The sequence below is a fragment of the bacterium genome (assembly GCA_019637795.1).
Classification (GTDB): Bacteria; Desulfobacterota; Binatia; order HRBIN30; family CADEER01; genus JAHBUY01.
In genome coordinates this window covers 537,730-562,589 of sequence record JAHBUY010000001.1, presented here as the reverse complement: position 1 = coordinate 562,589, position 24,860 = coordinate 537,730, and the positions used below count along the sequence as shown (strand labels likewise).

Here is a 24,860-nt window from a genome sequence, read left to right as displayed (position 1 = left end):
GGTCAGCGGCGGCCGCCGCCGCGCACGCCGGCGTAGCGGCCGCCGCCGAGGCCGGCGAAGTCGCCGCCGCCCCAGCCGGCATAGCGCTGGCGCATCATCATCTGGCGCTGGCGGGCGGCGTACTCGGCGGCGAGCCCGTTCCACACCTCGCGGCTGGCGGCGTCGTGACCGGGCACGGCGTCGGCGCGCTGCCAGCCGGCGTCGCTGCGCTGGTACACGTGGCCGTCGCTGCCGGCGTACCAGTCGCCGCCGGGCGCGCGCACGACGGTGGCGGAGCGGTCGTCGCCCTGGACCGCCACCGCCTCTCCACCCCCGGCGGTCTGCGCCCGGGTCGCCGTGCCGCGCGCGTCCGACACCGACCCGACCTGGATGGCGCGGCGCGGGCCGTAGACGACGCCCTGGTCCCAGGCCGCGTAGGGATTCGACCGCGTCTCCACCGCGGCATACGATCCGGTGCGCGGGTTGTACGCCTGCGCGGCCGTGTCCGATGCGTACGGCCCGTTCACCGCCGCGCCGCGCGCGTAGGTGCCGGTGGCCGGATCGTACGCCGCGCCGGCGGCGATCCCGCCGTACGGTCCGTATCCGTAACCGGCGCGATGGAAGGTGCCGGTGAGCGGGTTGTAGAACGCGTCGCAGCCGTAGGTGTACGGACGCGGATAGTAGATCGGCGCCGCGCCGCTGCCGACGTACGGCGCGTAGGGGTACCCGGTGCCCCAGGTGACCACGCCGTCGGCGACGTACTCGCCGAGATAGCCGCCGGTGTAGCCGTACACCGCCTGCGCGTCGTTCACCTGGTACAGCCGCACGTAGGTGACGTGGTAGAGCGGCGAGCTGGGCGGGATGGCGTAGATCGCATCCGGCACCGCGGCGGCGACGCTCCACGGTCCCGACGGCGCCGCGGCGGTGAACCAGACGCCGTTCTGGCACAGGTAGTACGCGGCGCCGACCCGGACGACGTCGTTCGGCGTGTTCACCGCGTAGGCGAGCGACGTGCCGGCGATCGGCGCGAACTGCGGCTCGCCGTCGTACGCCACCGTCGCCGTGGTCGATCGACTCACCGTCGCGAGGCGCGGGATCTGCGCCTGCAGCGCCGCCTCGCGCGCTTCGGCGGTGCCCGGCACCGAGGCGAGGACGGCAGCCAGCGGTCCGTCCGGCGGGATGTTGGCCAGATCCGCGGGGAGGGTGGTGGTGGCGAACGTCCACGGCCCGTCGAGGGCGGCGGCGCGGAACCAGCGCCCCGCCACCAGGTAGTAGTACGCCTTCGCGTAGCCGTCCCAGAACACCAGGCTGCTGGTGTTGGTGACGACGTAGATGCCGGTGCCGGGCACCTGCTGGTACTGCGGCTCGCCGACGATGCTGATCAGCTCGGCGGGCGCGGTCGCGACGTCGATCAGCAGCGGCGCCTGTCCGACCGGCGCCGGCGCGCGCAGACTCTGGCGGACGTCCTGCCACTCCGCCGTGTCGGGGAGCGAGGCGAAGCTGGCCGGGAGCTGGTCGGCGTATTGCCAGACCCCCGTCTCCAGCGACTGCGAGGTGAGCCAGCCGGTGGCGTCGAGCAGGTAGACGGCCGCGTCGTCGCTGCTGCGCAGCAGCGGCCAGTTGGTGTTCACGGCGTACTGGACGTTGGTGCCGGCCACCGGCGCGAAGACCGGCGCGCCGTCGAACTGCACCAGCCGCGCCGGCTGCTCGGCGAGGAAGATGGTCGGCGGCGCGGTGTCGAGCGTCGTCGAGGCGGCGGTCTGCCCGGCCTGCACCAGCGCCGCCAGCAGGTAGTCGAGCGGCACGGTCAGCCCCTGGGTCGGCAGCAGCGCGCTCGCCAGCCGCACCGTCTGCGCGGCCGCGGCCGGCGGCAGCGACGGAAACTGGCCGTCGAGGACGCGCACGTCGTTCAGGGCCACCACCCGCTGCGGCAGGTCGGTCGTCGTGCGCGCCGCGATGCGCAGCACGCCGCTGGCCGCCGCGCCGCCCTTCGGGGTCAGCGTCACCGCCACGCGGCCGGTGAAATCGATGCGGTTGGCCCAGGTGTCGAGCTGCGGTTGGGCGACGACGAGCTGGTCGCCATCGTTCGCGAAGGTCCGCGGCCAGGTCGGCGCCGCATCGTCGGCGCGCGCCGCGAGCGCAACGAGGACGAGGCCGAGGGGCAGCACCAGGGAGAGGAATCGTCGCATGGCGCACACCCTGGGCGCTGGCCGGGCGGGGCGCAAGTCGGACGCGGGACGCCGTGGCGCGCCGCGGCGGGGTCAGTGTCCGCGCCACATGCCGATCATGAGGGTGAGGACGCCGAGCACCGCCAGGGATCCGCCGACGATGAACGCCCACGATCGGCGCTGGTTCCACATCTCGACCGCGATCAGGAATGCCAGCGCGACCGCGCCGCTCTCCAACATGAGGAACGTCATACGACCGCTGCGACGCAACCGACGTGCCGGGCCCGCCACCCGGCCAACCGCACGGATCCGGCGGCGGGTGGTTCCCGGGATCGAGAGGGTCCGAAAGCCTCCGCGGGCGAGCATCGGCCGCGCTCCTTCTCGAATCTCGGAAGACCGCGGCCGGATCGATGAGCGCAACGCAACGGCGCGAGCGCCCCGTCGCCCGCGCGTCCGCCGCGGTCGCCGCGGCCGGCGTGGCACGCTCCTCGCTCACCCTGCGCCCCATGGTCTACCAGGTGCGCTTCCACGGGCGCGGCGGCCAGGGCGTTCGCCTGGCGAGTCGCATCGTGAGCCGCGCCGCGTTCCTCGCCGGCTTCACCGTGCAGGACTTCCCGCTCTACGGCGCCGAACGGCGCGGCGCGCCGGTGGCGGCATTCGTCCGCCTCGACTGCCAGCCGATCGGCGAACGCGGCTACATCGCGCGTCCCGACGCCCTGGCGCTCTTCGACGAATCGCTGCTCGACGACCCCGACGCCGGGGTGCTCGAAGGCGTGGGCGGCGGCACGTTGATCGTGGCCAACAGCCGCCGCGCCGGCGAAGAGCTGCAGCGGCGCTGCGGCAGCGACGCTCCGGCGGTGGCGCACGACTGCACGGCGCTCGCCCTCGCCGAGCTCGGTCAGGCGCTGCTCAGCGCGCCGATGGCCGGCTTGGTGCTGCGCGCCACCGGCATCGCGCCGTGGCCGCTCGCCGCCGGCGCGCTGCGCGTCGAGCTGGCGGAGATCGACGCCGCCGCCGACGTGGTCGAGCGCAACACCGCGGCCATGCGGCGCGCCTTCCACGCCGCGCCGGTCGTCGGCCGCGCCGCCGCGTCGCCGCCCGCGCCGCCGCCGGCCGCCGGCGCGCCGTTCGTCCTGCCGCGCCTGCCGGCGCGCCTGGCGGCGCCGGCGATCACCGCCGGCCCGACCTCGCAGCGGCGCGACACCGCCGGCTGGCGCGTCGTCCGGCCGGTGATCGATCGCGCCCGCTGCACGCGCTGCCTGCTCTGCTTCGCGCTCTGCCCGGAGGGCGCGATCCGGCTCGACGGCGAGCGCTACCCCGCGGTCGACTATCAGCACTGCAAAGGCTGCGCGATCTGCGTCGCGGAGTGCCCGCCGCGGGCGATCGCCGAGGTGCCGGAGCACGCGCCATGAGCGCGACCGTCGACCTGCTGAGCGGCAACCGCGCCGCCGCGTGGGGGGCGCGCCTCGCCGACGTCGACTACGTGCCCGCCTACCCGATCACGCCGCAGACCGAGATCATCGAGACGCTGGCGCACTGGATCGGGCGCGGCGAGATGCCCGCCCGCCTGGTGACGCTCGACTCCGAGCACGCCATGCTCACCGCCGCCGGCGCCGCCGCGGCGACCGGGGCGCGCGTGTTCACGGCGACCTCGAGCCAGGGCCTCCTCTACGCCCTGGAAATGCTCTACGCCGTCGCCGGTTGGCGCGTGCCGCTGGTGCTGGTCAACGTCTCGCGAGCGTTGGCGGCGCCGATCACCCTCGAGCCGGATCACAACGACGTCCTGGCGGCGCGCGACGCCGGCTTCCTCCAGTTGCACGCCGAGACCTGCCAGGAGGTGCTCGACTCGGTGCTGATGGCCTATCGCCTGGCCGAGCACCCCGACGTGCTGCTGCCGGCGCTGGTCAACCTCGACGGCTTCCACCTGTCGTACACGCGCGAGCCGGTGGCGATCCCCGACCCGGCCGCGGTGCGCGCCTTCCTGCCGCCCTATGCGCCCACCCACGCGCGCTTCGCCGCCTCGCACGCCATGGCCCAGGGCGTCGCCGTCCTCGGCAGCAGCGCCTACGCCTTCTTCAAGTACCAGATGCAGCGCGCCATGGAGGCGGCGCTCGACGCCCACGCCGCCATCGCCAGCGAGCTCGGCGAGCGCTTCGGCCGCCGCTACGGCGCCACCGAGGGGGCCTGGCTGGACGACGCCGAGCACGTGATCGTGATGTCGAATTCGTTCACCACCGTCGGTCGCGCCGCGGTGGCGCGGCTGCGGCAGCGGGGCGAGAAGATCGGGCTGCTGCGCCTGCGCCTGTTGCGGCCGTTCCCGCACGCCGAGATCGCCGCGCGCCTGGCCGGACGCCGCGCCGTGGCGGTGGTCGACCAGAACCTGTCGGTCGGCAAGGGGGGCATCCTGTTCGCCGAGGTGGCGAGCGCGCTGCGCGATCGCGCCGCGCCGCCGCTGCTCTCGTACGTCGGCGGCCTGGGCGGCCGCCGCTTCCGCGACCAGGAGCTCGAGCAGATCGCCGCCGCCCTGCACGTCGCCGAGCGCGAGGGCGGGTCGGCCGAGCCGCGCCTGCTGTTCACCGCCGACGAGTACGCGGCGGTGCGCGACCTGCTGCGCATCGCGCGTGGCGGCGAGGAGGCGCCGCGATGACCCGGCGCGAGATCTACACGAGCATCCAGCAGATCCCGCGCGAGGAACCGCTCGCCGGCGGCACCGGCCTGTGCGGCGGCTGCGGCGGCCTGCTCGGCCTGCGTCTGTTCCACAAGGCGCTCGGCGCCAACGTCGTCTTCGTCAACGCCGCCGGCTGCCTGACCCTGCTGACCACCTTTCCCTACTCGCCGTTCCGGGCCTCGTGGCTCTACACCGCGATGGCCTCGGCGCCGGCGGGCGCGCAGGGGATCCGCGACGCGCTCGACGTCCTGATCGCGCGCGGCACGCTGGCGGCCGACGAGGATCTCGCGGTGGTGGTGGTGAGCGGCGACGGCGCCGCCGGCGGCATCGGTCTGCAGGCGACCCTCGCCGCCATCCATCGCGGCCTCGATTTCTACTACTACTGCTACGACAACGAGGGCTTCGCCAACACCGGCTTCCAGATGTCGCCGGCGACGCCGTACGGATCGCGCACCGCGACGACGCCGCCGGGCGCCGCCGCCCCCGCCGGCACGACGGCGCGCAAGCAGGACCTGTTCGCGCTCTGGCGCGCCCAGCGCCCGGCCTTCGTCGCCACCGTCTCGCCGGCCCATCCGCTCGACCTCATGGACAAGGTGGCGCGGGCGCGCCGGCTGCGCGGTCCGAAGCTGTTCCTCAGCTTCGCCGCCTGCGCGCCGGGCTGGGGCATCGAGCCGGCGCGCTCGGTCGAGGTCGCCCGGCTGGCGGTCGAGTGCGGCATCTGGCCGGTCAAGGAGGAACGCGACGGCGCCGTCGTCCACACCGTGGTGCCGCACCGCCGCCGTCCGGTGGAGGAGTACCTGCGCGGCCAGGCGCGCTACCGCCACCTCTTCGAACCGGTGCGCCAGGACGAGGTGCTGCGGCGCCTGCAGGCCGACGTCGACGCCTACTGGGCGGCGTGATTCCGCTCCCCCCGGCGGGCCTCGCGGAAAGGTGATCCGCCCCGCCGGGGTTGTCCGGCGAGACGCCATCGTGGCTCCTGCCCGCCGCCGTGCGAGGCGCGCCTCTGCCACTCCCACGACGGAATCCCCTGGAACGGCGAGGGCGACGACGCGGCGACGCGGCGCGGCGAGTCCGCGGGTCGCTCGCGAGGCGACCGGCCGGGCGGTATGGCCTTTGCTCTGCCGTAGCACATGACCTGGCGATGGCTTGGGCTCGCCTTCGTGTTCCTCCCGGCCTCGCTCTCGGCCCAATGGTACGAGTGGCGCGACGATCGCGGCGTCGTGCACGTGACCAACCAGCCCGCGCCGCGCCAGCCGCCGCAGGGGGACGCGTCTGCGTCCGCGCCCGCCGCGGAGGCCGCCGGCGCGCAGGCGGTGGAGGGGGTGTCGCTGTCGGCGCATCCGAACCCGGCCGACGCGGCCGCGGAGCAGTTGCGACGGCACGAGGCGCGCCTCGCCGATCGCGAGGCGTACCTGCGGCTCCTGCGGGCGGCCGGGGTGGACAGCGCGGCGCGTCGCGAGCAGGAGAATCTGGTCGTCGACGAGGCGCGTCGGGAGCGCGCCGCGATCGACGCCCTGCGCGCCGGCGCCGGTGCCGACGGCGAGGGCCGGCGCGAGGGAGGGGACTGAGATGCGCGCCCCCGCCGGCGGTCGCCGCGGCGCGCCCCGGAGCGCGCGCGCCGCATCGACGCCACGCCGCACGGCGCGCGGCGTTCGCTCCGACCACGGCATGGGTCTGATCGAGGTGATCGTCGGCCTCGGATTGGTGGCGCTCTGCATCATCGGCATGAACGCGCTGGTGGTGAGCATGACCCGCGGCAACCTCAGTGCCCGGCTCATCGACCAGGCCAGTCGTCTGGCGGCGGCGAAGATCAACGATCTGCGCAAGGCCGGCTACGACAAGGCCCCCGTCGGGACCACCACGGATCTGTCGTGGTCGGCCGGCGCGGGCACCGGCGTGATCTTCGTGCGCACCACGACGGTGGCGAGCGGCGCGCTCAGCGATCTGCGGGCGGTGACGGTGACGATGAGCTGGACCGATCGCGGCGAGCGCCGGAGCGTCTTCGCGACCGAGATCGCCAAATGACCGGACCGGGGCGCGAGCCGGCATCTCGTCCGCGGCAGCGCGGTGCGGCGGCGCGGCGCCTGCGCGCCTGCGACGGCACGACCCTCATCGAGGTGCTGGTCGCCGCGGCCATCTTCGCCCTCGCCGCGGGCACGGCGTACGCGAGCCTGATCGCCCAGATCCGCCGCCACGCCGACCAGATGATGATCGCCGAGATGCTGCATGCCGGGCGCCTGGCCTTCGACGACATGACGGCGGAGATCGCCAACGCCGGCTTCGGCGTGCCGAAACCGGCGGTGCCATCGTCGGCCCCCTCGATCGTCGTCGCCGAACCCTCGCGGGTGCAATTCTGGACGGTCGTCTCGACCGCCCACACCTTCCTGACCGCCGCCGCGGCGATGAACGCGTCGACCGTGACCGTGCTGTCGACGGCCGGACTGAAAGTCGACGCGACCGTCTACCTCAGCGACCAGAGCCGCTGGTATCGCGGCACGGTGCAGGCGATCAGCGGCAACACGGTGAAGCTGACGCCCGCGCTGACGTACAACTTCGCCGCCGGGTCGCTGGTGACGCCGGCGGTGCTGGTCACCTACGAGCTCGTCAACGGCGCGTTGACGCGCAACGGCCGCGTCTTCATTCCCAACGTCACCGGGCTCCAGTTCACCTACGACGCCAAGACGCCGGGCGACGTTCGCCTGATCGACGTCAGCATGACCGTGCAGACGCGCGCCGCCGATCTCGGTCGGGCGCGGCGCACGGTCACCTTCGGCGCCCGCATCGCGCCGCCGAATCTCGTCCTATGACACGGCGTCGAGGACAGCGGAGCGGCAATGAGCGCGGTTCGATCATGGTCTTCGCGCTCGGCTTTCTCGTCGTGCTGCTGGTCATCGCCGCCGGCGTGCACGGCCTGGTCCTGCGCCAGATCCAGGCCAGCGGCCGAGACCGCCAGCGCCTCGCCGCCGAGGCGCTCGCCCAGGGCGCCATCGCGCGCGCCGTGCGTTGGTTCGACAGCGCCGACTATCGCCTCCCCGCCAGCTCCCTGGTCACCGCCGGCGTGCCGGTGAAGCTGGCGGCGAACAGCGCGGCGGTGATCCTGCCGGGGAACCATCCCGACGCCTACAAGGACCTGCTCGGTCAGGCGCGCACGGGCATGGTGGCGAGCTACAAGAAGTCGCTCAGCCAGCAGGCCCTCGGCGCCGGCACCTACAGCGTCGAGTCGTCGCTGATCGCCTACCAGCCGGAGACCTGGGAGGTGGTGGCGACGGCGACCGTCGGCACGACGCAGCGCCGGGTCGGCGCGCTCCTGGTGCGTTCGCAGGCCTCGCTCTTCACCGCCGCCCTGTTCGGCGCCGAGTACGTCAGCATCGGCGGCAACGGGGTGACCGACGGCTACGACGCCAGCCTGGGCGGTTACGGTGGCAGCAACGTGTTCAACACCGGCGACGTCGGCAGCAACGGCGACATCACCCTCGGCCCCAACGCCGTCATCAAGGGCAACGCCATCGCCGGTCCGAACGGCAGCGCCACCGGCGGTACGGTCAGCGGCCTCAGACAGCAGTCCGCGGCGACGCGCCTGCTGCCGGCGGCGGCGGTTCCGGCGGGCGCGGTCAACCTCGGGGCGATCAAGCTCAGCGGCGGCGCCAAGCAGACCCTGACCGCCGGCACCTACGTGGCCACCAGCCTGGACATCAGCGGCGGCGCCTCGCTGACCGCCGACGTGAGCAAGGGGCCGATCGCGCTGTACGTCACCGGCGCGGCGTCGATCGGCGGCAACGGCATCGTCAATACCAGCGGCCTGCCGAGCAACTTCAGCCTGGTCCAGGTCGGCGGCGCCGCCGTCACCTACTCGGGCAACAGCACCTTCGCCGGCACCATCTACGCGCCGCAGTCGACGCTGTCGCTGAACGGCAACGGAGTCCTGTACGGCGCCTTCGACGGCAATGCCATCAGCATGGTCGGCAATGCCACCATCCACTTCGATCAATCGCTGCGCACGGTCATGAGCACCCCCGGTCCACTGCGCCTCACGGCGCAGTGGACGCCACCCTGAGGCGAGGTGGGGTCGGCTCGGCCGGCCGCACGCAATCCGCCAAGGCGACCCCGCGTCCTCTGCCCCCATGGGTCCCCCTGCCCGCGCTCGGCTCGACAGCCGGGGGCCGATCTGAGATGCGACAGCAGACGACCGGCGCCTGGCTCGCCAGACGCCGGGCCGGAGCCTGGAGGAGGGGATGGAGGCATGAGCGGTGAGCCGAGCAACGGATCCTTCGCCGCTCTGCGCCTTGGCCTCATCGTCCTCGCGCTCCAGGCCGTCGCCTCGCCGCTGCCGCCGACGGCGGAAGCGGGCGACGCGGTCTGTGTCGGCGACTGCAATCGCGACCGGGTGGTCACCGTCGGCGAGCTGATTACCGGCGTCAACATCGCCCTCGGCAGCGCCCCGCTGGACGTCTGCCCGGCGTTCGATCGCGACGGCGGCGACGGCATGGTCGCGATCGGCGAGCTGATCGCCGGGGTGAGCAATCTGCTCTACGGCTGCGGCGTGGCGCCGCCGACCGCCCCGCCGACCGCCACCGCGTCGGCGACGCCGGTCGCCAGCGCTACCGTGACGCCGGTCGCCAGCGCTACCGTGACGCCGGCGGCGTCCGACAGCCCGACCCCGACGCCGACCCGCACGACGAAGCCGACCACGACGGCGACACGCACGCCGACCATCCCGATGAGCGTCTGCGGCGGCCTGGTCTCGCCGCTGCCGGTGCTGTGCAACCTCACCGTCCTCCCCAATCCGGTGTCGCGGTCCGGCACCATCGCCTTCCGCTTCGGCGTGTCCGACCTGAACGGTGACATCAACCGCATCTGCATTGCCATCACCTGCGCGCCGCTCGAGCCGCAACAGACCTGCACCGCGCTGGTGCCGGGCAACCGGCTGATCAATTCCATCCAGACCACCTCGCCGATCGCCGCCAGCCCGCTGCCGTTCGGCACCTGCGCCGCGGCGGTGCGCGCCTCCGATGCCGCCGGCCACCTGAGCAACCAGATCACCGCCACGTTCCAGGTCCAGTAGGCCGCGCCACGTCCCGTCGCGGCCTCCCCGCGACCGGCGGCAGCGCACAGAATGCCGCATGGGCACGCACCGGCGCGGCGTTGGCGCCGCGCCCGGAGCCCGGCATGCGAGCGCTTCCCCGCGCCGACCCGGCGCCGCGCGCGAGGATGCCGATACGTCATCGACTGACGTTGCCTGGCCGCCCGCCGGCCGCTCCGTCCGCCCCCCGGTTCGCGACTGGGCGCCCGGCCAGCTCCGGCACAACCTGGAGGGCGGCGCTCCCGCGCGGATGTCGCAGGTGGACAGGATCGCCATGTTGCGGCGTCGCACGGCCGCGGCGCTTCTCACCGGTGCCGCCGATAGCTCGCCGCTTCCTCGAGTCGCTGCCGCGCCAGCTCGTCGGCCGCGGCGCGCGGCAGGATGCGCGCCTGGCGCGCGCGTTCGAGCACGGCACGGGTGTTGTCGCGGATCTTGTCGGCGATCACCGCGAACGCCTCGGCCTGGCTGCCGTGCCGGACCTCGACCGCGGCGCAGATCACGCCGCCGGCGTTGGCGATGAAGTCCGGGACGCTGACGATCCCGCGGGCGTCCAGCCGCGCCTCCGCCTCGGCCGTCGCCGGCACGTTGGCGCCCTGCAGCACCAGCCTGGCGCGCAGCCGTTCGGCGTTGTCGGCGCGCAGCACGTCGGGGCGAGCGGCGGGAATCCAGATGTCGCAGTCGACGGCGACCAGGTCGTCGCTCGCCAGTGGCCGCCCGCCGGGGAAGTCGCGCACCGACCGCCGCTCTTCCTTGAAGGCGATCAGCGCCGCCAGATCGAGGCCATCGGGATTGACCACCGCGCCGCCGCTGTCGGCCGCCGCCACCAGCAGCGCGCCGCGCTCGGCGAGAAAGCGCGCCCCGTGCCGGCCGACGGCGCCGAATCCCTGCACGGCGACCCGCGCGCCGCGCAGCGCGATGCCGGCGTAGTCGGCCGCCACCTCGGCGCAGCAGGCCAGGCCGAAGCCGGTGGCGCCGATCTCGTCGAGCGGGATGCCGCCCAGCACGCGCGGCAGTCCGGCGGCGCGCCCGATCTCGTCGTGCAGGTAGGCCATGCAGCGTTCGTCGGTGCCCATGTCGGGGCCGGGGATGTACTCGTCCAGGCCGCGAATCGCCCGCCCGAAGGCCCGCACCAGACGCTCCTTCTTCTCCGCCGGCATGAGCGGATCGGCGACGATTCCCGCCTTGCCGCCGCCGTGCGGCAGGCCCGCCGCCGCGTTCTTGAGCGTCATCGCCCGGGCGAGCCGCGCCACCTCCTCGAGGGTCACGTCCGGCGCCATGCGGATGCCGCCGATGGATGGTCCGCAGGCGACGTCGTCGACCACGACCATCGCCTCCAGCCCCTCGCGTCGATCGCGGATCAGCACCGTCTTCGCCGCGTCCAGCTCCTCTGCCGACTGCCTCGCCATCGCCGTTCTCCCGATCGTTCGCGGGAGCAATCCGGAGACCATTGCCGTGCGGGCTCGCGCCGCGCCCACCGAGGGGGTGGCGGCGGCGAATCTTCCGAGAAGTGAGACGCGAGCGCTTCCGTCGGTCGCGAAGCGCCGCGCTGGTGGGGAACGTCGGTTCGGGCAAGGTGCTTGCTTGATTCCCGGGCATGCATCCACTTCCGCACCAGTATCGGGTCCAGGGCTCGGGTGGCGCCGATGGCGCGATCGCCGTCACCGGCGCCGGCTTGCCGCCGCTCGCTGCCGCTGCGCCGCCGCAGTTCGGCGGTCCGGGGGACCAGTGGTCGCCGGAGACCCTGCTGATCGGCGCGGTGGTGACCTGCTTCGTGCTCACCTTCCGCGCCATCGCGCAGGCCTCGAAGCTCACCTGGGTGCGCCTGACCTGCGACGGCGACGGCACCCTCGACCGCATCGAGGGCGTCACCCGCTTCACCGCGATCGCATTGCGCGCCCATCTCGTCCTCTCCGCCGAGGCGGAGCGCGAGAAGGCGGCGCGGCTGCTGGAGAAGGCGGAGCGCGCGTGCCTGGTCACCAACTCGCTGGCCCTGCGGCCGGTGCTGGCGTGCGAGATCGAAGTGGTGTGACCAGCGCCGCGGCGCGGTGAGCGGCAGCGGCCGGGGCGCCAGAGACGAGGAGGCAGCAAATGGAAGTCCGACGATGGATGAAGAGCCCGGTGCACGCCGTGAAGCCGCTCGACTCGATCCAGCACGCGCGCGAGCTGATGGAGCGGCACCGGGTCAATCAGTTGCCGGTGATCGTCGACGGGCGTCTGGTGGGCATCGTCACCGATCGCGACCTGCGCGACGCGTTCCCCTCCGTCTTCGACGCGGCGAGCTCGCGCCGCAAGCGGCCGCCGGTGCCGACCGCCGATCCGCAGACGGTGCGGGTGGAGCTGGTGATGAGCCCCGAGCCCACCGCGATCACGGTCGGCAGCTCGATGGCGGACGCGGCGCGGCTGATGCGCACCCTGCGCATCGGCGCGCTGCCGGTGATCGACGGCGGCCGCGTCGTCGGCATCCTCACGCGCAGCGACGTGCTGGAGGCCTTCAGCGTTCTCGAGGAGATCGAGGCGGCGCGCGAGACGGGCGCCTTCGCGGCGCGGCCGGGCGACGCCGCGCCGTCCGCGTCCACCGGCGGCGCGCGCCCCAAGGCGCCGCGGCGCGACTGACCGCTCGACCGCGTCCGCATAGCGCTGACGACGCGATCGGGACGCTTCCCAATCCCGGGATGCGCCGCATGGCAGCGCTGGGAAGCGATGCCGGGCCTGCGGATGGGCCCGGCCCGCCAACGCCTGGCGCGTGCCTTGCTCAATCATCCGACGAGCGCGGCAGCGCCGAGGGCCGGCCAATGAGGAGCACACCGAGCGTGATCGAGGCGGACATCGGGTCGATCGGCGGCCACCGCGAGCCGTCGCGGCGCCTGATCGAGCGCGTCGGCGAGGCGATCGGGCGGCGCCGCGGCCTGGTCGCGACCACGACATCAGCCACACCGGCGACGACGTCGCGATCCTGAGGACGCACGGCGAGCCGTCATGACACCGTTCCGTCGGATTCTCGTCGCGACCGACTTCTCCCCCTGCGCCGAGGCGGCGGCCGGCGTCGCTGCCGAGCTGGCGCGCCAGCTCGACGCGGCCGTGGAGCTGGTGACGGTGGTCGACATCTCCTCGGTCACCGATGCGGGCGGCGAGCCGGCCTGGCGCCAGCATCGCTGCGACGAGATCCGCCGCGAGGCGCGCCGGCATCTGCGGGCGCTCGCCGAGCGGAGATTCCCCGCCGCGAAGGAGGTCCACGTGCATGTCTTCGACGGCGGCCTCGAGCCGCCGGACCTGGCGGGCGAGATCGTGCGCGCCGCGGAGGCGCTCGGCTGCCACCTCGTCGTGCTCGGCACGCATGGGAAAACGGGCCTCGCGCACCTGGTGCTCGGCTCGGTGGCGGAGAAGGTCGTCCGTCACGCCCGCATGCCGGTGCTGACCGTCCGCGCGCCGGCCTAGCAGCCCGTTTCCGCGGACGACCCAGCCGCCGGCGCGCGCCCCTCCAAATCGGGCGGGGATGTGCGAAGGATCCGGCGAGGGCGAGCGATGCGCATCCGAGTCGACGGGCGGATCCACGAGGTGAGCGGCGAGCATCTGCTGCTGCCGCTGCTGCGCCGGCTCGGCTGCGACGTGCCGTCGCTGTGCCACGACCCGCGGTTGGCGCCGCAGCCGGCCTGCCGCCTGTGCGTGGTCGAGGTCGGCGGCGTGGCGCACCCGGTGCCGGCGTGCGCGACGGCGGTCGAGGACGGCATGGAGGTGCGGACGCGCTCGCCGGAGCTGGAGGCGCACCGGCGCGTCACCCTGGAGCTGCTGGCGCGCCGCCAGCCGGCCGACGCGCTGCGCGACCCCGCGGCCTCGGAGCTGGCGCGGCTGGTCGGCGCCTACGGGCTGGCGGACGCGGCGCGCGGCGGCGCCGACGCGCCGCCGGTGGACGACGCGCACCCCTACATCCACGTCGACATGGGACGCTGCATCGACTGCTACCGCTGCGTTCGCATCTGCGACGGCCTCCAGGGCCAGTTCGTCTGGCGGGCGTGGGAGCGCGGCGACCGGACGGTGATCCGGCCCGACTCCGGCACGACGCTGCTCGCCAGCTCCTGCGTGGCCTGCGGCGCCTGCGTCACCGCCTGCCCGAGCGGCGCGCTGCAGGACCAGAGCGTCCGCGAGCACGGCGTGCCGACGCGCCTGACGCGCACCGTCTGCCCGTACTGCGGCGTCGGCTGCGAGCTCGAGGTCGGCACCCGCGACGGCCGCATCGTGCAGGCGCTGCCGGCGATGGACGCGGCGGTGAACAAGGGACACCTGTGCGTGAAGGGCCGCTACGCCTTCGACTTCGTCGCCGCCGGCGATCGCCTGACGACGCCGCTGCTGCGCACCGACGCGGGCTGGCGCGCCGTCGCCTGGCCCGAGGCGATCGCCGTCACCGCGGCGCGCCTGCGCGCCATCGTCGACCGGCACGGCGCCGACGCGGTCGGCGTGCTCGGCTCGGCGCGCGCCACCAACGAGGAGAACTACGTCGCCCAGAAGTTCGCCCGCGTCGCGCTCGGCACCAACAACGTCGACTGCTGCGCCCGCGTCTGCCATGCCCCCTCCGCCGCCGCCCTCGCCGACGTCTTCGGCACCGGCGCGGCGACCAGCGCCTTCGACGACATCGAGCTGGCGCGGACCATCCTGGTGTGCGGCGCCAACGCCAGCGAGGGCCACCCGGTGATCGGCGCCCGCATCCGCCAGCGCGCCCTCGCCGGCGCCAACCTGATCGTCATCGATCCGCGCCGCATCGAGCTGGCGCGCGTGCCCGGCGCGCTGCACCTGCCGTTGCACCCGGGCGCCAACGTGCCGGTGCTCAACGCCCTGGCGTGCGCGATCGTCGAGGCGGGGTTGGTCGACGCGGCGTTCCTGCGGGCGCGCGTCGACGGCTGGGAGGACTTCCGCGCCCACGTGCTGCGCTTCCGCCCCGAGGACGTCGGGCCGGCGGCGGGCGTGGCGCCGGCGCTGCTGCGCGAGGCGGCGCGCCGCTACGCCGCCGACACGCCGGCCATCGCCTTCCACGGCCTCGGCATGACCGAGCACGTGCAGGGCACCGACGCGGTGATCGCGCTCGCCAACCTGGCGCTGCTCACCGGCAACGTCGGCCGCCCCGGCAGCGGGGTGAATCCGCTGCGCGGCCAGAACAACGTCCAGGGCTCGGCGCACATGGGGTGCGAGCCGGCGCTGCTCACCGGCTCCGCCCGCCTGGCCGAGGCGGCGCCGCGCTTCGCGGCGGCGTGGGGCGCGCCGCTGCCGACGCGTCCCGGACTGCGCCTGCCGGGGATGATGGACGCGGCGGCGCGCGGCGAGCTGAAGGCGTTGTGGGCGATGGGGTACGACGTGCTGCCGACCAATCCCGACGTCGCGGCCAGCCACCGCAGCCTGGCGGCGCTCGAGCTGCTGGTGGTCCAGGACATCTTCCTCAACGAGACGGCGCGCGCCTACGCGCACGTCGTGCTGCCGTCGGCCTGCTCGTTCGAGAAGGACGGCACGTTCATGAACGCGGAGCGGCGCATCCAGCGCGTCCGCCAGGTGCTGCCGCCGCCGGGCGAGGCGCGGCCGGACTGGGCGCCGCTGTGCGACGTGGCGCGGGCGCTCGGTCGCGGCGACGGCTTCGGGTTCGCGTCCGCGGCGGCGATCTGGGAGGAGGTCCGCGCCGTCTGGCCGGCCGGCCGCGGCATCACCTACGAGCGGCTCGAGGGCGGCGGGCTGCAGTGGCCGTGTCCGGACACCGCGCATCCGGGCACGGCGCGCCTGCACGGCGAATCGTTCACCGCCGGGCCGCGCGCCGCGCTGCGCTGCATCGAGCATCGGCCGTCGCCCGAGGAGACGTCGGCCGACTATCCGCTGCTGCTGGTCACCGGCCGCTCGCTGTACCACTTCAACGCCGGCACGATGACCATGCGGACGCCGAACCGCGTCCTCCGCCCCGGCGACCGCCTCGACATCTCGCCGCCGGACGCCGCCCGCTACGGGCTGGCCGAGGGCGACCGGGTGCGCATCGCCAGTCGCTACGGCAGCACCACGCTGCCGCTGCACATCGACGACGCGCCGCGGGAGGGCGAGCTCTTCGCCACCTTCAACGAGCCGGCGACCTGGGTGAATCTGCTGACCGGCCCGCACCGCGACCGCCGCACCGACACCCCGGAGTACAAGCGCACCGCGGTCCGCATCAGCAAGGCGTAGGGCCGCGCTCGCATCCGGCCGGCGCGAACGGCGCAGCCGCGCCCGCGCCCGCCCTCAGCGGACGGTGATGCTGGAGGCGACGATCTGTCCGCCGCTGTCGCGGCCGCGCACCTCGACCAGTTGGCCGGCGTCGAGATCGGCGCAGGTGCCGCCGCCGCTGCTGGCGAGGATGATGGTGGTGCTGCTGGTGATGACCACCAGCACCTGCAGGCCGCCCGCCTGACGCAGATCGAACTGCCCGCCGGGGCCGTGGCACAGCGGCGGGCCGGCGATGACGCCGCTGTTGAAGCTGATGATCAACGTCCCGTCACCGCAGGCGGACGCCGCCAGCAGCATCGCGGCGGCGAGCAGGCGAAGTCGGCGGCGCATGACCCGATCCTGGCCGGCCGCGACGTGTGTTGCCAGCCGGGGCTCCGCCAAACCGGTCGCGGGAGTGGGGCGGTTCGCGGCCGCCGCCGGGGCCTTGCCCAAGAATTCGCTGCTCCCGCGAGGCAGCCCCAGGTTGTTAGACTTGATGAGACAGAAAACTCCTCACCACGGAGGCACGGAGACACGGAGGGCTCGGTGCCATAGCGAAGGCGCGGGGCCTCTTCTCACTCCATTTCCAATGAACTTTGGGAGGACCACTGGGCGGGCTTCGAGATCAGTACTCTCCGTGTCTCCGTGCCTCCGTGGTGAAAGTCTTTTGTCGCATCAAGGCCAACAATGGCAAAGCCCGCCGCCGGCTCACAGGCAGTCGTACAGCGCGTCCATCAGGGCGCGGTTGCGCGGGTTCTGCCAGCGCGGGCCGAGATCGTTCATGACGTAGGCGAAGGCGACGCCGGCCTCGGGGTCGCAGAAGCCGACCGAGCCGCCGGTGCCGAAGTGGCCGAAGGCGCCCGGGTTGGGGCCGAGCGGCCGTTCCGGCTGGGTGAGCTGGAAGCCGATGCCGAAGCGCGACGGCCGCTGCAGGATGCGATCGGGGCCATTGCTGTGCTCGCGCCGCGCCGCTTCGAGCAGTGCCGGCGCCAGCACGCGCACGCCGGCGAGCGCGCCGCCGGCGGCGAGCGCCGCGTAGACGCGGGCGATGCCGCGGGCGGTGGCATGGCCGTTGGTCGACGGCAGCTCGGCCTGTCGCCACTCGGCGCGGTTCACCCAGCCGGCGCCGGAGAGGCCGGGCGGGTTCCAGTAGGTGTTCCAGCGCATGCGCTCGTCCTCGTCGGCGAACCGCTCGGGCCGCGGCGGCCGCAGCCCGTCCGGCCAAAGGAACTCGGCCACCCGGGGATGCTCGGCGGCCGGCAGGCCGACGTGCACGTCGGCGCCGAGCGGCGCCGCGACGTGGGCGCGCAGCCAGGCGCCGAGCGTGTCGCCGCTGGCGCGGCGCACCACCTCGCCGACCAGGAAGCCGAAGGTGTTGACGTGGTAGCCGTGCGCCGTCCCTGGCGTCCACCACGGCGCCTCGGTCTCCAGCGCCGCCGTCATGCGCGGCCAGTCGAGCATCGCGCCGTCGGGCAGCGGCGCGCGCAGGGCCGGCAGGCCGGCGCGGTGGCTGAGCACCTGGCGCAGGGTGATCGACTCCTTGCCGGCGTTGGCGAACGCCGGCCAGCAGCGGGCGATCGGCGCGTCGAGGTCGAGCAGGCCGCGTTCCACGAGTTGCAGCGCGCAGAGCGTGCTCAGCGCCTTGCTGACCGAGAAGACGTTGACCAGCGTGTCGCGCTGCCAGGGGTGGCGGCGCGCGCCGTCCAACCAGCCGCCCCAGAGGTCCACCACCGGCCGGCCGCCGACGGTGATGGCGACCGCGGCGCCGACGTCGCCGCGGGCCGTGAAGTTGGCGACGAATTCGTCGCGCACCGCGGCGAAGGCGGGGTCGCAGAATCCCTCGATCGGGAGCCCCTCGGGTACGCCCATGTCTGCCCTTCCTTTCGCATGCGAGGCGCGGCGAGCAAGGCCGCCCCGCGTCCTCCGTGGGCGCGGCCTCGCCCGCTTCCGCGCTGGCAACGAGTGGCGATTTGCTGTGTAGTGGTCGCCATCTGGAGCGGGCGCCGGGCGCCCGCACGCGATGTCGACGGGCGGAGCGAAGAAAGACGAGGCGACCGAGCTGTCGCCGCTGCGACGGGCGGCGATCCACCGCGCCGCCGCCTATCGGATGGCGTGGAACGTCGCCGGCGGGTTGGCGGCTACCTACGCCGTCACCGCGCCGCTGCCGCTGCTGCGCGCTGGCCTGCCACGCGGCGGCGTGTTGTTCGCGGTCACCCTCGTGGCGATGTGCGCCATGCTGTGGCTGCGCCGCGCGCAGGCCCGCCGCCGTCTGCCGCACCGCCGCGCCCACCTGGCGCTCGGTCTGGCGCTCGCCGTCCTCGTCGTCCGCGTGCTGCTCGGGTGGGCGCTGATCGGCGACGACAGCCAGATCGGCTTCCTGGCGCTGGTCATCCTGGCCGTCGGCTACCTGTGCGTCTCGGCGGCGTGGGCGTACCCGCTCATCGCCGCCGTCGACCTCGGGTGGCTCGCCGGCCACGTGCTCTCGGGCAGCCCCTGGGTGAACGAGTATCTGCCGATCTTCCTGGTCGCCACCCCGGTGGCGCTGTTCATCCACCGCGCCAATGACGAGGCGCGGCTGCGCGCCGAGCAGCGGCGGGCGCGCGATCGGCGGCAGAAGGCGCAACTGCGGGCGGCGACGGCACGGGCGAGCGAGAGCGAGCGGCGCTTCCGCGGCATCTTCGAGCGCATCCAGGACGTGTACCTGCGGGTCGACACGAGCGGTCGCATCGAGATGATCAGCCCGTCGGTGACCAGGTTCGGCTACCAGCCGCACGAGCTCCTCGGGACCAATGCCGCGGCGCTGTTCGCGCCGACCGACGTCGAGCGCGGCCGCGCGCTGATCGACAGCCGCGACCCGCTGGGCGACGTCGAGATGCGCTGGCGCCGGCGCGACGGCACGGAGCTCACCGTGTCCATCTCCGGCTCGACGCTGCGCGACGGCAGCGGCGCGGTGATCGGCTTCGAGGCCATCCTGCGCGACATCAGCCAGCGCAAGCGGCTCGAGGAGGAGCGGCGCGAGCAGCAGGCGGAGCTGGCGCACGTGCTGCGCCTCAGCAGCATGGGGGAGATGGCGGCCGAGATGGCGCACGAGCTGACGCAGCCGCTGGCGGCGATGGTCAACTACGCCAGCGCCTGCGCCCGTTACGTGCGCAGCGGCCGCGACGAGCGCGCCAAGCTGCTGCAGGGGCTCGAGCTGATCGCGGCGCAGGGCCTGCGGGCGGGCGAGATCGTCCGCCGCATCCGCTCCTATGTCGCCAAACGGCCGCCGCAGCGCGAGATCGTCGACGTTGCCGCGTTGGTGGCGCAGGCCGCGCACACCGTGGCGGCGGAGTCGGCGCGCGCCAGGCTGCCGATCGCCATCGCCGCGCCGCGCGGCGAATGGTTCGCGTCGGTGGACGCCATCCAGATCGAACAGGTGATCGTCAACCTGCTGCTGAACGCGCTCGAGGCGGTGACGGCGGCGGCGGACGGCGATCGGATCACGGTCTCGATCGGGGCCGACGCCGCCGGACAGCTCGAGGTCGCCGTCGCCGATCCGGGGTGCGGCCTCGGCGCGCTCGCGCCGCGCATCTTCGATCCCTTCTTCTCCACCAAGCCGGCGGGCCTCGGCATGGGGCTGGCGATCAGCCGATCGATCATCGAGAGCCACGGCGGGCTGCTGTGGGCGACGCCCAACCCGGAGCGCGGCACCACCTTCCGCTTCACCCTGCCGCGCGCCGCGGCGGTGCCGGCGGCGCGCGAGGCGGCGGCGACCGTGCACTGAGCGCCGCCCGCCCGGGCCGCTCGGGAACGACCCCACCGACCCGCCCCGCGGCGGGCGGTCAGGCGCGGCCGAGCTGGATGAGGGCGCTCAACGAGCCGGCGGCGTGGAGCAGGGCGGGGAAGCGCTCGCAGATCAGCCAGCGCTGGATGCTGCCGAGGTCGAGGCGCAGCACGTACTTGTCGCGCTGGTCGGCCCACAGCGCCAGCCGCGCCGCGCCGCCTTCGAGCGGATAGCCGCTCACCCGCTGCCAGCCGCGGTCGGCGGGCCGCAGCTCGCCGCCGTCCTCGACGATCTCCAGCCAGCCGTGCCGCGGCGTGCCGCTGGCATCGAAGATCCACGCTTCGGTCTTGTTGTGCCCGTTCATCGCCCTTCCCTACGTAGACCGGACGCGGCGGGCTTGCCAGGCGGGATCAGCGGCGGAGCAGGAAGTCGGCGTTGCCGGCGAAGAACGCCGGCGCGGTGGCGCCGGTGGCGTCGAGACCGAAGGCGGCGTAGTCGGCGAGCGGGGTGGCGGTGCCCTCGGAGTGCGGGTAGTCGGAGCAGCACATGAGCAGGTCGTTGCCGCCGAGCTGCTCGACGACGCGCGACGGCATCTCGTAGGCGAACGACGAGACCCGCACCTGGCGGCGGAAGTAGTCGCTCGGCTGCAGCGGCAGGGCGTCGGCGCGCAGACCGCTGATCTGGCGGGTGAAGGCCCAGGCGCCGTCGAGCATCATCAGGAACATGGGCACCCACATCGCGGACAGCTCGACGATGCCGAGGCGCAGGTCGGGAAAGCGTTCCAGGACGCCGTTCAGGATGAGGTCGGCGCAGCCGAGCGCCGGCGGAACGTGCAGGAAGACGGCTTCGAGCGCCGGCACGAAGGCGGTGCCCTGGTCGGTGTACCAGGCATCGGCGAAGGGGCGCGGCTGGTCGGCGACGTGAAAGACCGGCGTCACGCCGTGGCGGCAGAAGGCCGCCCACAGGCGGTCGTGGCTGGGATGCGAGAGCGGACGGCCGTCGACCAGCGAGGGGGCGATCATCGCCAGGCGCACGCCGGCGCGCGCCAACGCCGCCAGCTCGCGCTCGAGCCAGTCGGGATCGCGCAGCGTGCAGTGGCCGACCGGGTGCAGCGCGCCGCCGCCGTCGCGCGCCACCGCGGCGCACCAGCGGTTCCACGCCGCCATGTTGCCGCGCAGCGCCGGCAGCGAGGCGTGCAACGCGCGCTCCCAGAGCAGGCCGTAGTTGGGAAAGAGGACCGCCTCGTCGACGCCGAGCGCCGCCAGCTTCGCGGCCCGCGCCGCCGGCTCCCAGTAGTCGCGCGGCAGCACGTCGTCGTAGCGCTCGCCGGCCGGCAGGCCCGCGCGCGCGCGGCGGTGCCGCTCGCCGACCTCGTCCGAGCGGCCGGGAATCTGCACCTCGGCGATGCCGAGCTCGTGCGCGCGCCAGCGCAGGCGCGGCGTGCCGCCGGCGTCGTCCTCGATGCGCAGCGCCTCGTCGCGCAGCCCGGGATCGATGTGGTCGCGCCACAGGGTGCGCGGTTCGTAGAGATGCTGATCGCTGTCGACGACGCGCATGCCGCGACCCTACCACGGCGGCTGGCGGCGGATCACCGGGGACGGGAGCGCGGGCGCGTCGCCCGACGCACCTGTCGCAGCAGGCGCGCTGGCAGCGAGCGCTGCGGATCGCGGGCGCGGTCGGCGAGGAGCTGGCGGATGCCGCGCTGGATGGCGCGGCGGACGCGTTCGCGCAGGCGCAGGCAGAGCGCGTCGTCGTCCTGCTGGCCGCGCCAGGGCGCGGTCTCGATCGGCCGGCCGAGGTGGAAGTAGAAGCGCTCCGGTCGCGGCAGCGGGCCGATGCCGTGGACCAGGGGCGGGATCTCGTCCGGCCGCGGCGCGATCCGGCGCAGCAGCGGGCCGAGCGGCGTCTGCAGCAGCTCGTCGCTGTCGACCAGGATGTCGTAGCACTCCTCGGCGCCGACCGCGGCGAGCGGCACGATCGGGTAGCCGAACTGCACCGCCAGGCGGACGAAGCCGACGCGCTCCTTCCAGATGAGCTGGTACTGCTCGCGCTTGTGCTTGAACACCTCGCGGCCGCCGCCGGGGAAGACGAGGATCGACTCGCCGGCGCGCATCAGGCGCCGGCAGTTGGCGCGGCTGCCGTCGACGGTGCCGAAGTGGGCGAGCAGGTCGCGCCAGATGGGGACGCGGAAGTGCAGGTGGTCGCCGAGCGCGCGCAGGAAGACGCCGGTGTGGTCGTGCAGGCCGAGCACCAGCAGCGGCGCGTCGAGCACGCCCATCAGCGTGTGGTTGGCGGCGACCAGCACCGGCCGGTCGCGCGGCAGGTGCTCGAGGCCGCTGAAGCGCGGCGCGGTCAGCCAACGCCACGGCTCGAGCAGCACTTTCGCCGCCGCCAGCTCGACGGGCGAGGGGTGGGTCACCGCGCCGCCTCGGCGGCGGCGCGCGCCTGGAGCTGGCGCGAGGTGAGCGAGGAGCCATCCGGGCTCCAGCCCGGCGGGGCGAGGCAGTAGGCGAGCCGATCGCGCCAGGTGGCGGCGCGGCGCACGTCGCGCCACAGCGCCTGCCATTCGTGGAAGGCGATGCGCAGCGGGTTGAAGGTGTGGATGTTGCGCGTCAGGCCGTAGCGGACCGGCTCGCCTTCCGCGGCGAAGGTGCCGAACAGCTTGTCCCAGAGGATCAGGATGCCGCCGTGGTTGCGGTCGAGATACTGGACGTTGGTGCCGTGGTGGACGCGGTGGTGCGAGGCGGTGTTGAGCACCGCTTCGAGCCGGCCGACGCGGTCGATCAGCTCGGTGTGGATCCAGAACTGGTAGATGGTGTTGAGCGCGATGCCGGTGAGGATCATCGCCGGCGGGAAGCCGAGCAGCGCCAGCGGCCAGTAGAAGAGCATCAGCGTGAACGGCGTCGTCCACGACTGGCGCAGCGCCGTCGACAGGTTGTAGCGCTCGCTCGAGTGGTGGTTGACGTGCGCCGCCCAGAGGAAGCGGACGTCGTGCGACAGCCGGTGGAACCAGTAGTAGGCGAGATCGCCGAGCAGCAGCAGCAGCGGCCAGCTCCACCACGACGGCGCGATGTCGAACAGCGCCGCGCGGGCGACCAGCGCCAGCAGGGCGAAGTGCAGCGCCTTGCCGGCGATGCTGATGAGCACGTTGACGCTGCCCATGGTCAGGCTGGCGACCGTGTCGCGCCGCTCGTAGCCGCGCCAGGCGGTGCCGGCGAGCAGCGCCGCCTCGAGCGCCATGAGGGCGAAGAAGGCGGGGACGGCGTAGAGGGTGAGGTCGAGGTCGAGGCGGTTCACGAAGGCTCCGTGGCGCTCGCCAGGGCGGCGGCGGCGATGTCGTGCAGGAAATCGAGACGGGCGGCGATGCTCACCGGTCCGCGCCGCGCATCGCTCGACGCCATGCCCTGCATCGCATCGAGCACCAGCGCCAGCGTCGCATCGAAGCGCCGCCCCAGGCGGGCGGCCTCGGGGAAGTACGCGCGCGCCAGGCGATGGACGTTGCGCTCGTGCCGGCTGGCGATCGGCTCGAGATGGGCCCGCAATTCGCCATCCGACCGCGCCGCGGTGAAGAGCTCGAGGACGGCCGGGAAGTGGCGGCTGGAATACATCGACCAGAGCAGCCGGATGGCGCCGCGCAGCCGCTCGGCGCGCGGCGCCAGGGCGGCGAAGCCGCGCTGATACTCCGCCGTCATGCGCCGGTAGAGATGCTCGACGGCGGCGGCGACCAGGGCGGCGCGGGTCGGGAAGTGGTGCAACTGGGCGCCGCGCGACACCCCGGCGCGCTCGGCGACCACGGTCGTGGTCGTGCCGGCGTAGCCGAGCTCGACCAGGCAGTCGAGCGCCGCGTCGAGCAGCTTCGCCTGGGTCGCGGCGCTGCGTTCGGCCTGGGTCCGGCGGGTGGGAGCCACGCGTCGGATCTAGGCGATCCAAAAGAAACAATCAAGCCTGATTGTTTCTGACGCGAAAAAAAGAGGGGCACGGATGTCTCCGTGCCCCTCGTGGCGCCGCGCGGCGGCCGCAATCAGAAGCTGTACTTGGCGCCGAAGACGAAGCGGTTGCCGCCGGCGTTGTCGAAGCCCGAGAAGTTCTCGACGTCGGTGCCGACGAAGCGGAAGTCGAGGGCCAGATTGAACGGCATCGTCGCCGTCAGGCCGGCGTTGTAGTCCCAGTAGTGGTGCGTGTTCGGGAAGATCTGTTCGTCGCTGTGCGTGTAGCCGGCATTGGCGCTGAAGCCGAGGTCGAAGCAGTTCTCCCACTCCTTGCCAGGGAAGGGGCAGGAGACGGTGCCGATCGGGATCGCGAAGCCGAAGGGGACGTACTCGCCGGTGCCGAGCGAGCCGAAGTAGTCCGGCGACCCGATGAAGCCGGTGTTCACCGACAGGACGCCGAAGTCGTAGCCGAAGAAGGCGCCGAACTCCCAGTAGTTCGCGGTGGCGAAGTTCGGATAGTAGAAATAGGTGACGCTCGCCTTGTACGAGAAGTTGTCGATCGCCCCCTGATAGCCGCCGTACCAGTCGCTCTCCATGTAGGCGTCGCCGAAATCGACCGGCGAAGCCCAGGTGCCGAGGAAGATGCCGCTGTCGTGGTTCCAGTCGATGCCGCCCTGGATCGCCGCGTTGCGCTTGGTCTGCGAGATGCCGCGGAAGGAGTAGTCGCTGTAGACCGCGACGTTGCCGGACAGGCCGCCGGGAAGCCAACTGGTCTTCTCCGACGCTGCCTTGTCCTCCGCCTTGACCTGGCCGGCGGTCTCCGTCGACTCGGCCTCGCCGCCTGGCTCCTGCGCCCAGCCGCGTGTGGCGTGGATCGCCAGCACGCTGCAGACGATCACGGCGATACGTGTGGTGGTGCTCATTCAGTGCCCCCTCTCTCCCGGTTGAGCCGACCGCGCGCGCTCCCACGCACCCGGGCGCCGCACGATCAGCCGCGTTGTGTTTGCCCCGTGAGAGAGCAACGCCCATACCAGCGGGCGGCGCGGATTTGCCTGGCGCGGTGGGT

25 protein-coding genes are annotated in these 24,860 nt (G+C 73.6%); 14 read left to right on the top strand and 11 right to left on the bottom strand.

The window, feature by feature from the left end; translation table 11 throughout:
• Nucleotides 1-2: 2 nt before the first annotated feature.
• Together KF840_02460 and KF840_02455 are read right to left on the bottom strand one after the other, a co-directional pair.
• Nucleotides 3-2,168 (bottom strand): hypothetical protein, encoded by a 2,166-nt coding sequence (locus tag KF840_02460; protein ID MBX3023750.1) that lies wholly within the window; start codon nt 2,166-2,168, stop codon nt 3-5.
• Between the two features lie 72 nt (nt 2,169-2,240).
• Nucleotides 2,241-2,513, bottom strand: a complete 273-nt coding sequence (locus KF840_02455; protein ID MBX3023749.1) for a hypothetical protein — start codon at nt 2,511-2,513, stop codon at nt 2,241-2,243.
• Nucleotides 2,514-2,623: 110 nt separating this feature from the next.
• Between KF840_02455 and KF840_02450 the strand changes: the two genes are divergently transcribed.
• From KF840_02450 to KF840_02415, 8 genes are all read left to right on the top strand, one after another.
• Nucleotides 2,624-3,559, top strand: a complete 936-nt coding sequence (locus tag KF840_02450) for a 2-oxoacid:acceptor oxidoreductase family protein (protein MBX3023748.1) — start codon at nt 2,624-2,626, stop codon at nt 3,557-3,559.
• Entirely contained in the window at nt 3,556-4,794 is a 1,239-nt protein-coding gene (locus KF840_02445) for a pyruvate synthase (protein MBX3023747.1), read from the top strand. Before KF840_02450 ends, KF840_02445 begins: the two co-directional genes overlap by 4 nt.
• Nucleotides 4,791-5,714, top strand: coding sequence for a pyruvate synthase (locus KF840_02440; protein ID MBX3023746.1), 924 nt, complete (start codon nt 4,791-4,793; stop codon nt 5,712-5,714). The genes KF840_02445 and KF840_02440 overlap by 4 nt, the downstream gene beginning before the upstream one ends.
• 231 nt (nt 5,715-5,945) lie before the next feature.
• Entirely contained in the window at nt 5,946-6,383 is a 438-nt protein-coding gene (locus tag KF840_02435; protein MBX3023745.1) for a DUF4124 domain-containing protein, read from the top strand.
• A 100-nt stretch (nt 6,384-6,483) separates the two neighbouring features.
• Nucleotides 6,484-6,840 (top strand): hypothetical protein, encoded by a 357-nt coding sequence (locus KF840_02430; protein ID MBX3023744.1) that lies wholly within the window; start codon nt 6,484-6,486, stop codon nt 6,838-6,840.
• Nucleotides 6,837-7,622 carry a prepilin-type N-terminal cleavage/methylation domain-containing protein gene (locus KF840_02425; protein MBX3023743.1) on the top strand — a complete coding sequence of 262 codons (786 nt, stop codon included), beginning with the start codon at nt 6,837-6,839 and terminating at the stop codon, nt 7,620-7,622. Before KF840_02430 ends, KF840_02425 begins: the two co-directional genes overlap by 4 nt.
• Nucleotides 7,623-7,666: 44 nt before the next feature.
• Nucleotides 7,667-8,869 carry a hypothetical protein gene (locus KF840_02420; GenBank protein MBX3023742.1) on the top strand — a complete coding sequence of 401 codons (1,203 nt, stop codon included), beginning with the start codon at nt 7,667-7,669 and terminating at the stop codon, nt 8,867-8,869.
• 186 nt (nt 8,870-9,055) lie between these two features.
• Nucleotides 9,056-9,877 (top strand): hypothetical protein, encoded by an 822-nt coding sequence (locus tag KF840_02415; protein ID MBX3023741.1) that lies wholly within the window; start codon nt 9,056-9,058, stop codon nt 9,875-9,877.
• Between the two features lie 323 nt (nt 9,878-10,200).
• On the opposite strand, the gene KF840_02410 is transcribed toward KF840_02415, so the two are convergent.
• Nucleotides 10,201-11,301 (bottom strand): Glu/Leu/Phe/Val dehydrogenase, encoded by a 1,101-nt coding sequence (locus KF840_02410; GenBank protein MBX3023740.1) that lies wholly within the window; start codon nt 11,299-11,301, stop codon nt 10,201-10,203.
• A 188-nt stretch (nt 11,302-11,489) separates the two neighbouring features.
• On the opposite strand from KF840_02410, the gene KF840_02405 reads away from it, so the two are divergent.
• The 5 genes from KF840_02405 (at nt 11,490) to fdhF (ending at nt 16,084) form a co-directional block, all read left to right on the top strand.
• A complete protein-coding gene (locus tag KF840_02405; GenBank protein MBX3023739.1) occupies nt 11,490-11,924 on the top strand; it encodes an OsmC family protein in 435 nt (144 codons plus the stop codon).
• Nucleotides 11,925-11,983: 59 nt separating this feature from the next.
• On the top strand, nt 11,984-12,508 hold the full coding sequence (locus tag KF840_02400; GenBank protein ID MBX3023738.1) for a CBS domain-containing protein: 525 nt from the start codon (nt 11,984-11,986) through the stop codon (nt 12,506-12,508).
• A 197-nt stretch (nt 12,509-12,705) separates the two neighbouring features.
• Nucleotides 12,706-12,852 (top strand): hypothetical protein, encoded by a 147-nt coding sequence (locus KF840_02395; protein ID MBX3023737.1) that lies wholly within the window; start codon nt 12,706-12,708, stop codon nt 12,850-12,852.
• Between the two features lie 19 nt (nt 12,853-12,871).
• Nucleotides 12,872-13,330, top strand: a complete 459-nt coding sequence (locus KF840_02390; protein ID MBX3023736.1) for a universal stress protein — start codon at nt 12,872-12,874, stop codon at nt 13,328-13,330.
• An 87-nt stretch (nt 13,331-13,417) separates the two neighbouring features.
• Nucleotides 13,418-16,084, top strand: coding sequence for a formate dehydrogenase subunit alpha (gene fdhF / locus KF840_02385; GenBank protein ID MBX3023735.1), 2,667 nt, complete (start codon nt 13,418-13,420; stop codon nt 16,082-16,084).
• A gap of 54 nt (nt 16,085-16,138) precedes the next feature.
• On the opposite strand, the gene KF840_02380 is transcribed toward fdhF, so the two are convergent.
• Entirely contained in the window at nt 16,139-16,453 is a 315-nt protein-coding gene (locus KF840_02380) for a hypothetical protein (protein ID MBX3023734.1), read from the bottom strand.
• A 357-nt stretch (nt 16,454-16,810) separates the two neighbouring features.
• Nucleotides 16,811-17,971, bottom strand: a complete 1,161-nt coding sequence (locus KF840_02375; protein ID MBX3023733.1) for a beta-lactamase family protein — start codon at nt 17,969-17,971, stop codon at nt 16,811-16,813.
• A gap of 151 nt (nt 17,972-18,122) precedes the next feature.
• Here KF840_02375 and KF840_02370 point away from each other — a divergent pair, with 151 nt between their 5' ends.
• Nucleotides 18,123-19,865 (top strand): PAS domain S-box protein, encoded by a 1,743-nt coding sequence (locus KF840_02370; protein MBX3023732.1) that lies wholly within the window; start codon nt 18,123-18,125, stop codon nt 19,863-19,865.
• 58 nt (nt 19,866-19,923) lie between these two features.
• On the opposite strand, the gene KF840_02365 is transcribed toward KF840_02370, so the two are convergent.
• The 6 genes from KF840_02365 to KF840_02340 form a co-directional block, all read right to left on the bottom strand.
• Nucleotides 19,924-20,229: a hypothetical protein gene (locus KF840_02365; GenBank protein MBX3023731.1), complete on the bottom strand. Its 306-nt coding sequence runs from the start codon at nt 20,227-20,229 to the stop codon at nt 19,924-19,926.
• Between the two features lie 46 nt (nt 20,230-20,275).
• A complete protein-coding gene (locus KF840_02360) occupies nt 20,276-21,421 on the bottom strand; it encodes an amidohydrolase family protein (GenBank protein MBX3023730.1) in 1,146 nt (381 codons plus the stop codon).
• Nucleotides 21,422-21,453: 32 nt separating this feature from the next.
• Nucleotides 21,454-22,284: an acyltransferase family protein gene (locus KF840_02355; protein ID MBX3023729.1), complete on the bottom strand. Its 831-nt coding sequence runs from the start codon at nt 22,282-22,284 to the stop codon at nt 21,454-21,456.
• Entirely contained in the window at nt 22,281-23,105 is an 825-nt protein-coding gene (locus KF840_02350; protein MBX3023728.1) for a sterol desaturase family protein, read from the bottom strand. Before KF840_02350 ends, KF840_02355 begins: the two co-directional genes overlap by 4 nt.
• A 53-nt stretch (nt 23,106-23,158) precedes the next feature.
• Complete coding sequence (locus KF840_02345; protein ID MBX3023727.1) at nt 23,159-23,773, bottom strand: TetR family transcriptional regulator; 615 nt, start codon at nt 23,771-23,773, stop codon at nt 23,159-23,161.
• 113 nt (nt 23,774-23,886) lie between these two features.
• Complete coding sequence (locus tag KF840_02340; protein MBX3023726.1) at nt 23,887-24,717, bottom strand: TorF family putative porin; 831 nt, start codon at nt 24,715-24,717, stop codon at nt 23,887-23,889.
• Between the last annotated feature and the right edge of the window lie 143 nt (nt 24,718-24,860).

Excerpts from the sequence above, each read along its gene's own strand:
- KF840_02405 (MBX3023739.1), top strand. The coding sequence starts at position 11,490 with ATGCATCCACTTCCGCACCAGTATCGGGTCCAGGGCTCGGGTGGCGCC.
- KF840_02375 (MBX3023733.1), bottom strand. The coding sequence starts at position 17,971 with ATGGGCGTACCCGAGGGGCTCCCGATCGAGGGATTCTGCGACCCCGCC.
- KF840_02420 (MBX3023742.1), top strand. The coding sequence starts at position 7,667 with ATGGTCTTCGCGCTCGGCTTTCTCGTCGTGCTGCTGGTCATCGCCGCC.
- KF840_02365 (MBX3023731.1), bottom strand. The coding sequence starts at position 20,229 with ATGAACGGGCACAACAAGACCGAAGCGTGGATCTTCGATGCCAGCGGC.
- KF840_02430 (MBX3023744.1), top strand. The coding sequence starts at position 6,484 with ATGGGTCTGATCGAGGTGATCGTCGGCCTCGGATTGGTGGCGCTCTGC.
- KF840_02380 (MBX3023734.1), bottom strand. The coding sequence starts at position 16,453 with ATGCGCCGCCGACTTCGCCTGCTCGCCGCCGCGATGCTGCTGGCGGCG.
- KF840_02460 (MBX3023750.1), bottom strand. The coding sequence starts at position 2,168 with ATGCGACGATTCCTCTCCCTGGTGCTGCCCCTCGGCCTCGTCCTCGTT.
- KF840_02415 (MBX3023741.1), top strand. The coding sequence starts at position 9,056 with ATGAGCGGTGAGCCGAGCAACGGATCCTTCGCCGCTCTGCGCCTTGGC.
- KF840_02455 (MBX3023749.1), bottom strand. The coding sequence starts at position 2,513 with ATGCTCGCCCGCGGAGGCTTTCGGACCCTCTCGATCCCGGGAACCACC.
- KF840_02360 (MBX3023730.1), bottom strand. The coding sequence starts at position 21,421 with ATGCGCGTCGTCGACAGCGATCAGCATCTCTACGAACCGCGCACCCTG.
- KF840_02440 (MBX3023746.1), top strand. The coding sequence starts at position 4,791 with ATGACCCGGCGCGAGATCTACACGAGCATCCAGCAGATCCCGCGCGAG.
- KF840_02435 (MBX3023745.1), top strand. The coding sequence starts at position 5,946 with ATGACCTGGCGATGGCTTGGGCTCGCCTTCGTGTTCCTCCCGGCCTCG.
- KF840_02410 (MBX3023740.1), bottom strand. The coding sequence starts at position 11,301 with ATGGCGAGGCAGTCGGCAGAGGAGCTGGACGCGGCGAAGACGGTGCTG.
- KF840_02340 (MBX3023726.1), bottom strand. The coding sequence starts at position 24,717 with ATGAGCACCACCACACGTATCGCCGTGATCGTCTGCAGCGTGCTGGCG.
- KF840_02370 (MBX3023732.1), top strand. The coding sequence starts at position 18,123 with ATGTCGACGGGCGGAGCGAAGAAAGACGAGGCGACCGAGCTGTCGCCG.
- KF840_02390 (MBX3023736.1), top strand. The coding sequence starts at position 12,872 with ATGACACCGTTCCGTCGGATTCTCGTCGCGACCGACTTCTCCCCCTGC.
- fdhF (MBX3023735.1), top strand. The coding sequence starts at position 13,418 with ATGCGCATCCGAGTCGACGGGCGGATCCACGAGGTGAGCGGCGAGCAT.
- KF840_02400 (MBX3023738.1), top strand. The coding sequence starts at position 11,984 with ATGGAAGTCCGACGATGGATGAAGAGCCCGGTGCACGCCGTGAAGCCG.
- KF840_02350 (MBX3023728.1), bottom strand. The coding sequence starts at position 23,105 with ATGGCGCTCGAGGCGGCGCTGCTCGCCGGCACCGCCTGGCGCGGCTAC.
- KF840_02425 (MBX3023743.1), top strand. The coding sequence starts at position 6,837 with ATGACCGGACCGGGGCGCGAGCCGGCATCTCGTCCGCGGCAGCGCGGT.
- KF840_02445 (MBX3023747.1), top strand. The coding sequence starts at position 3,556 with ATGAGCGCGACCGTCGACCTGCTGAGCGGCAACCGCGCCGCCGCGTGG.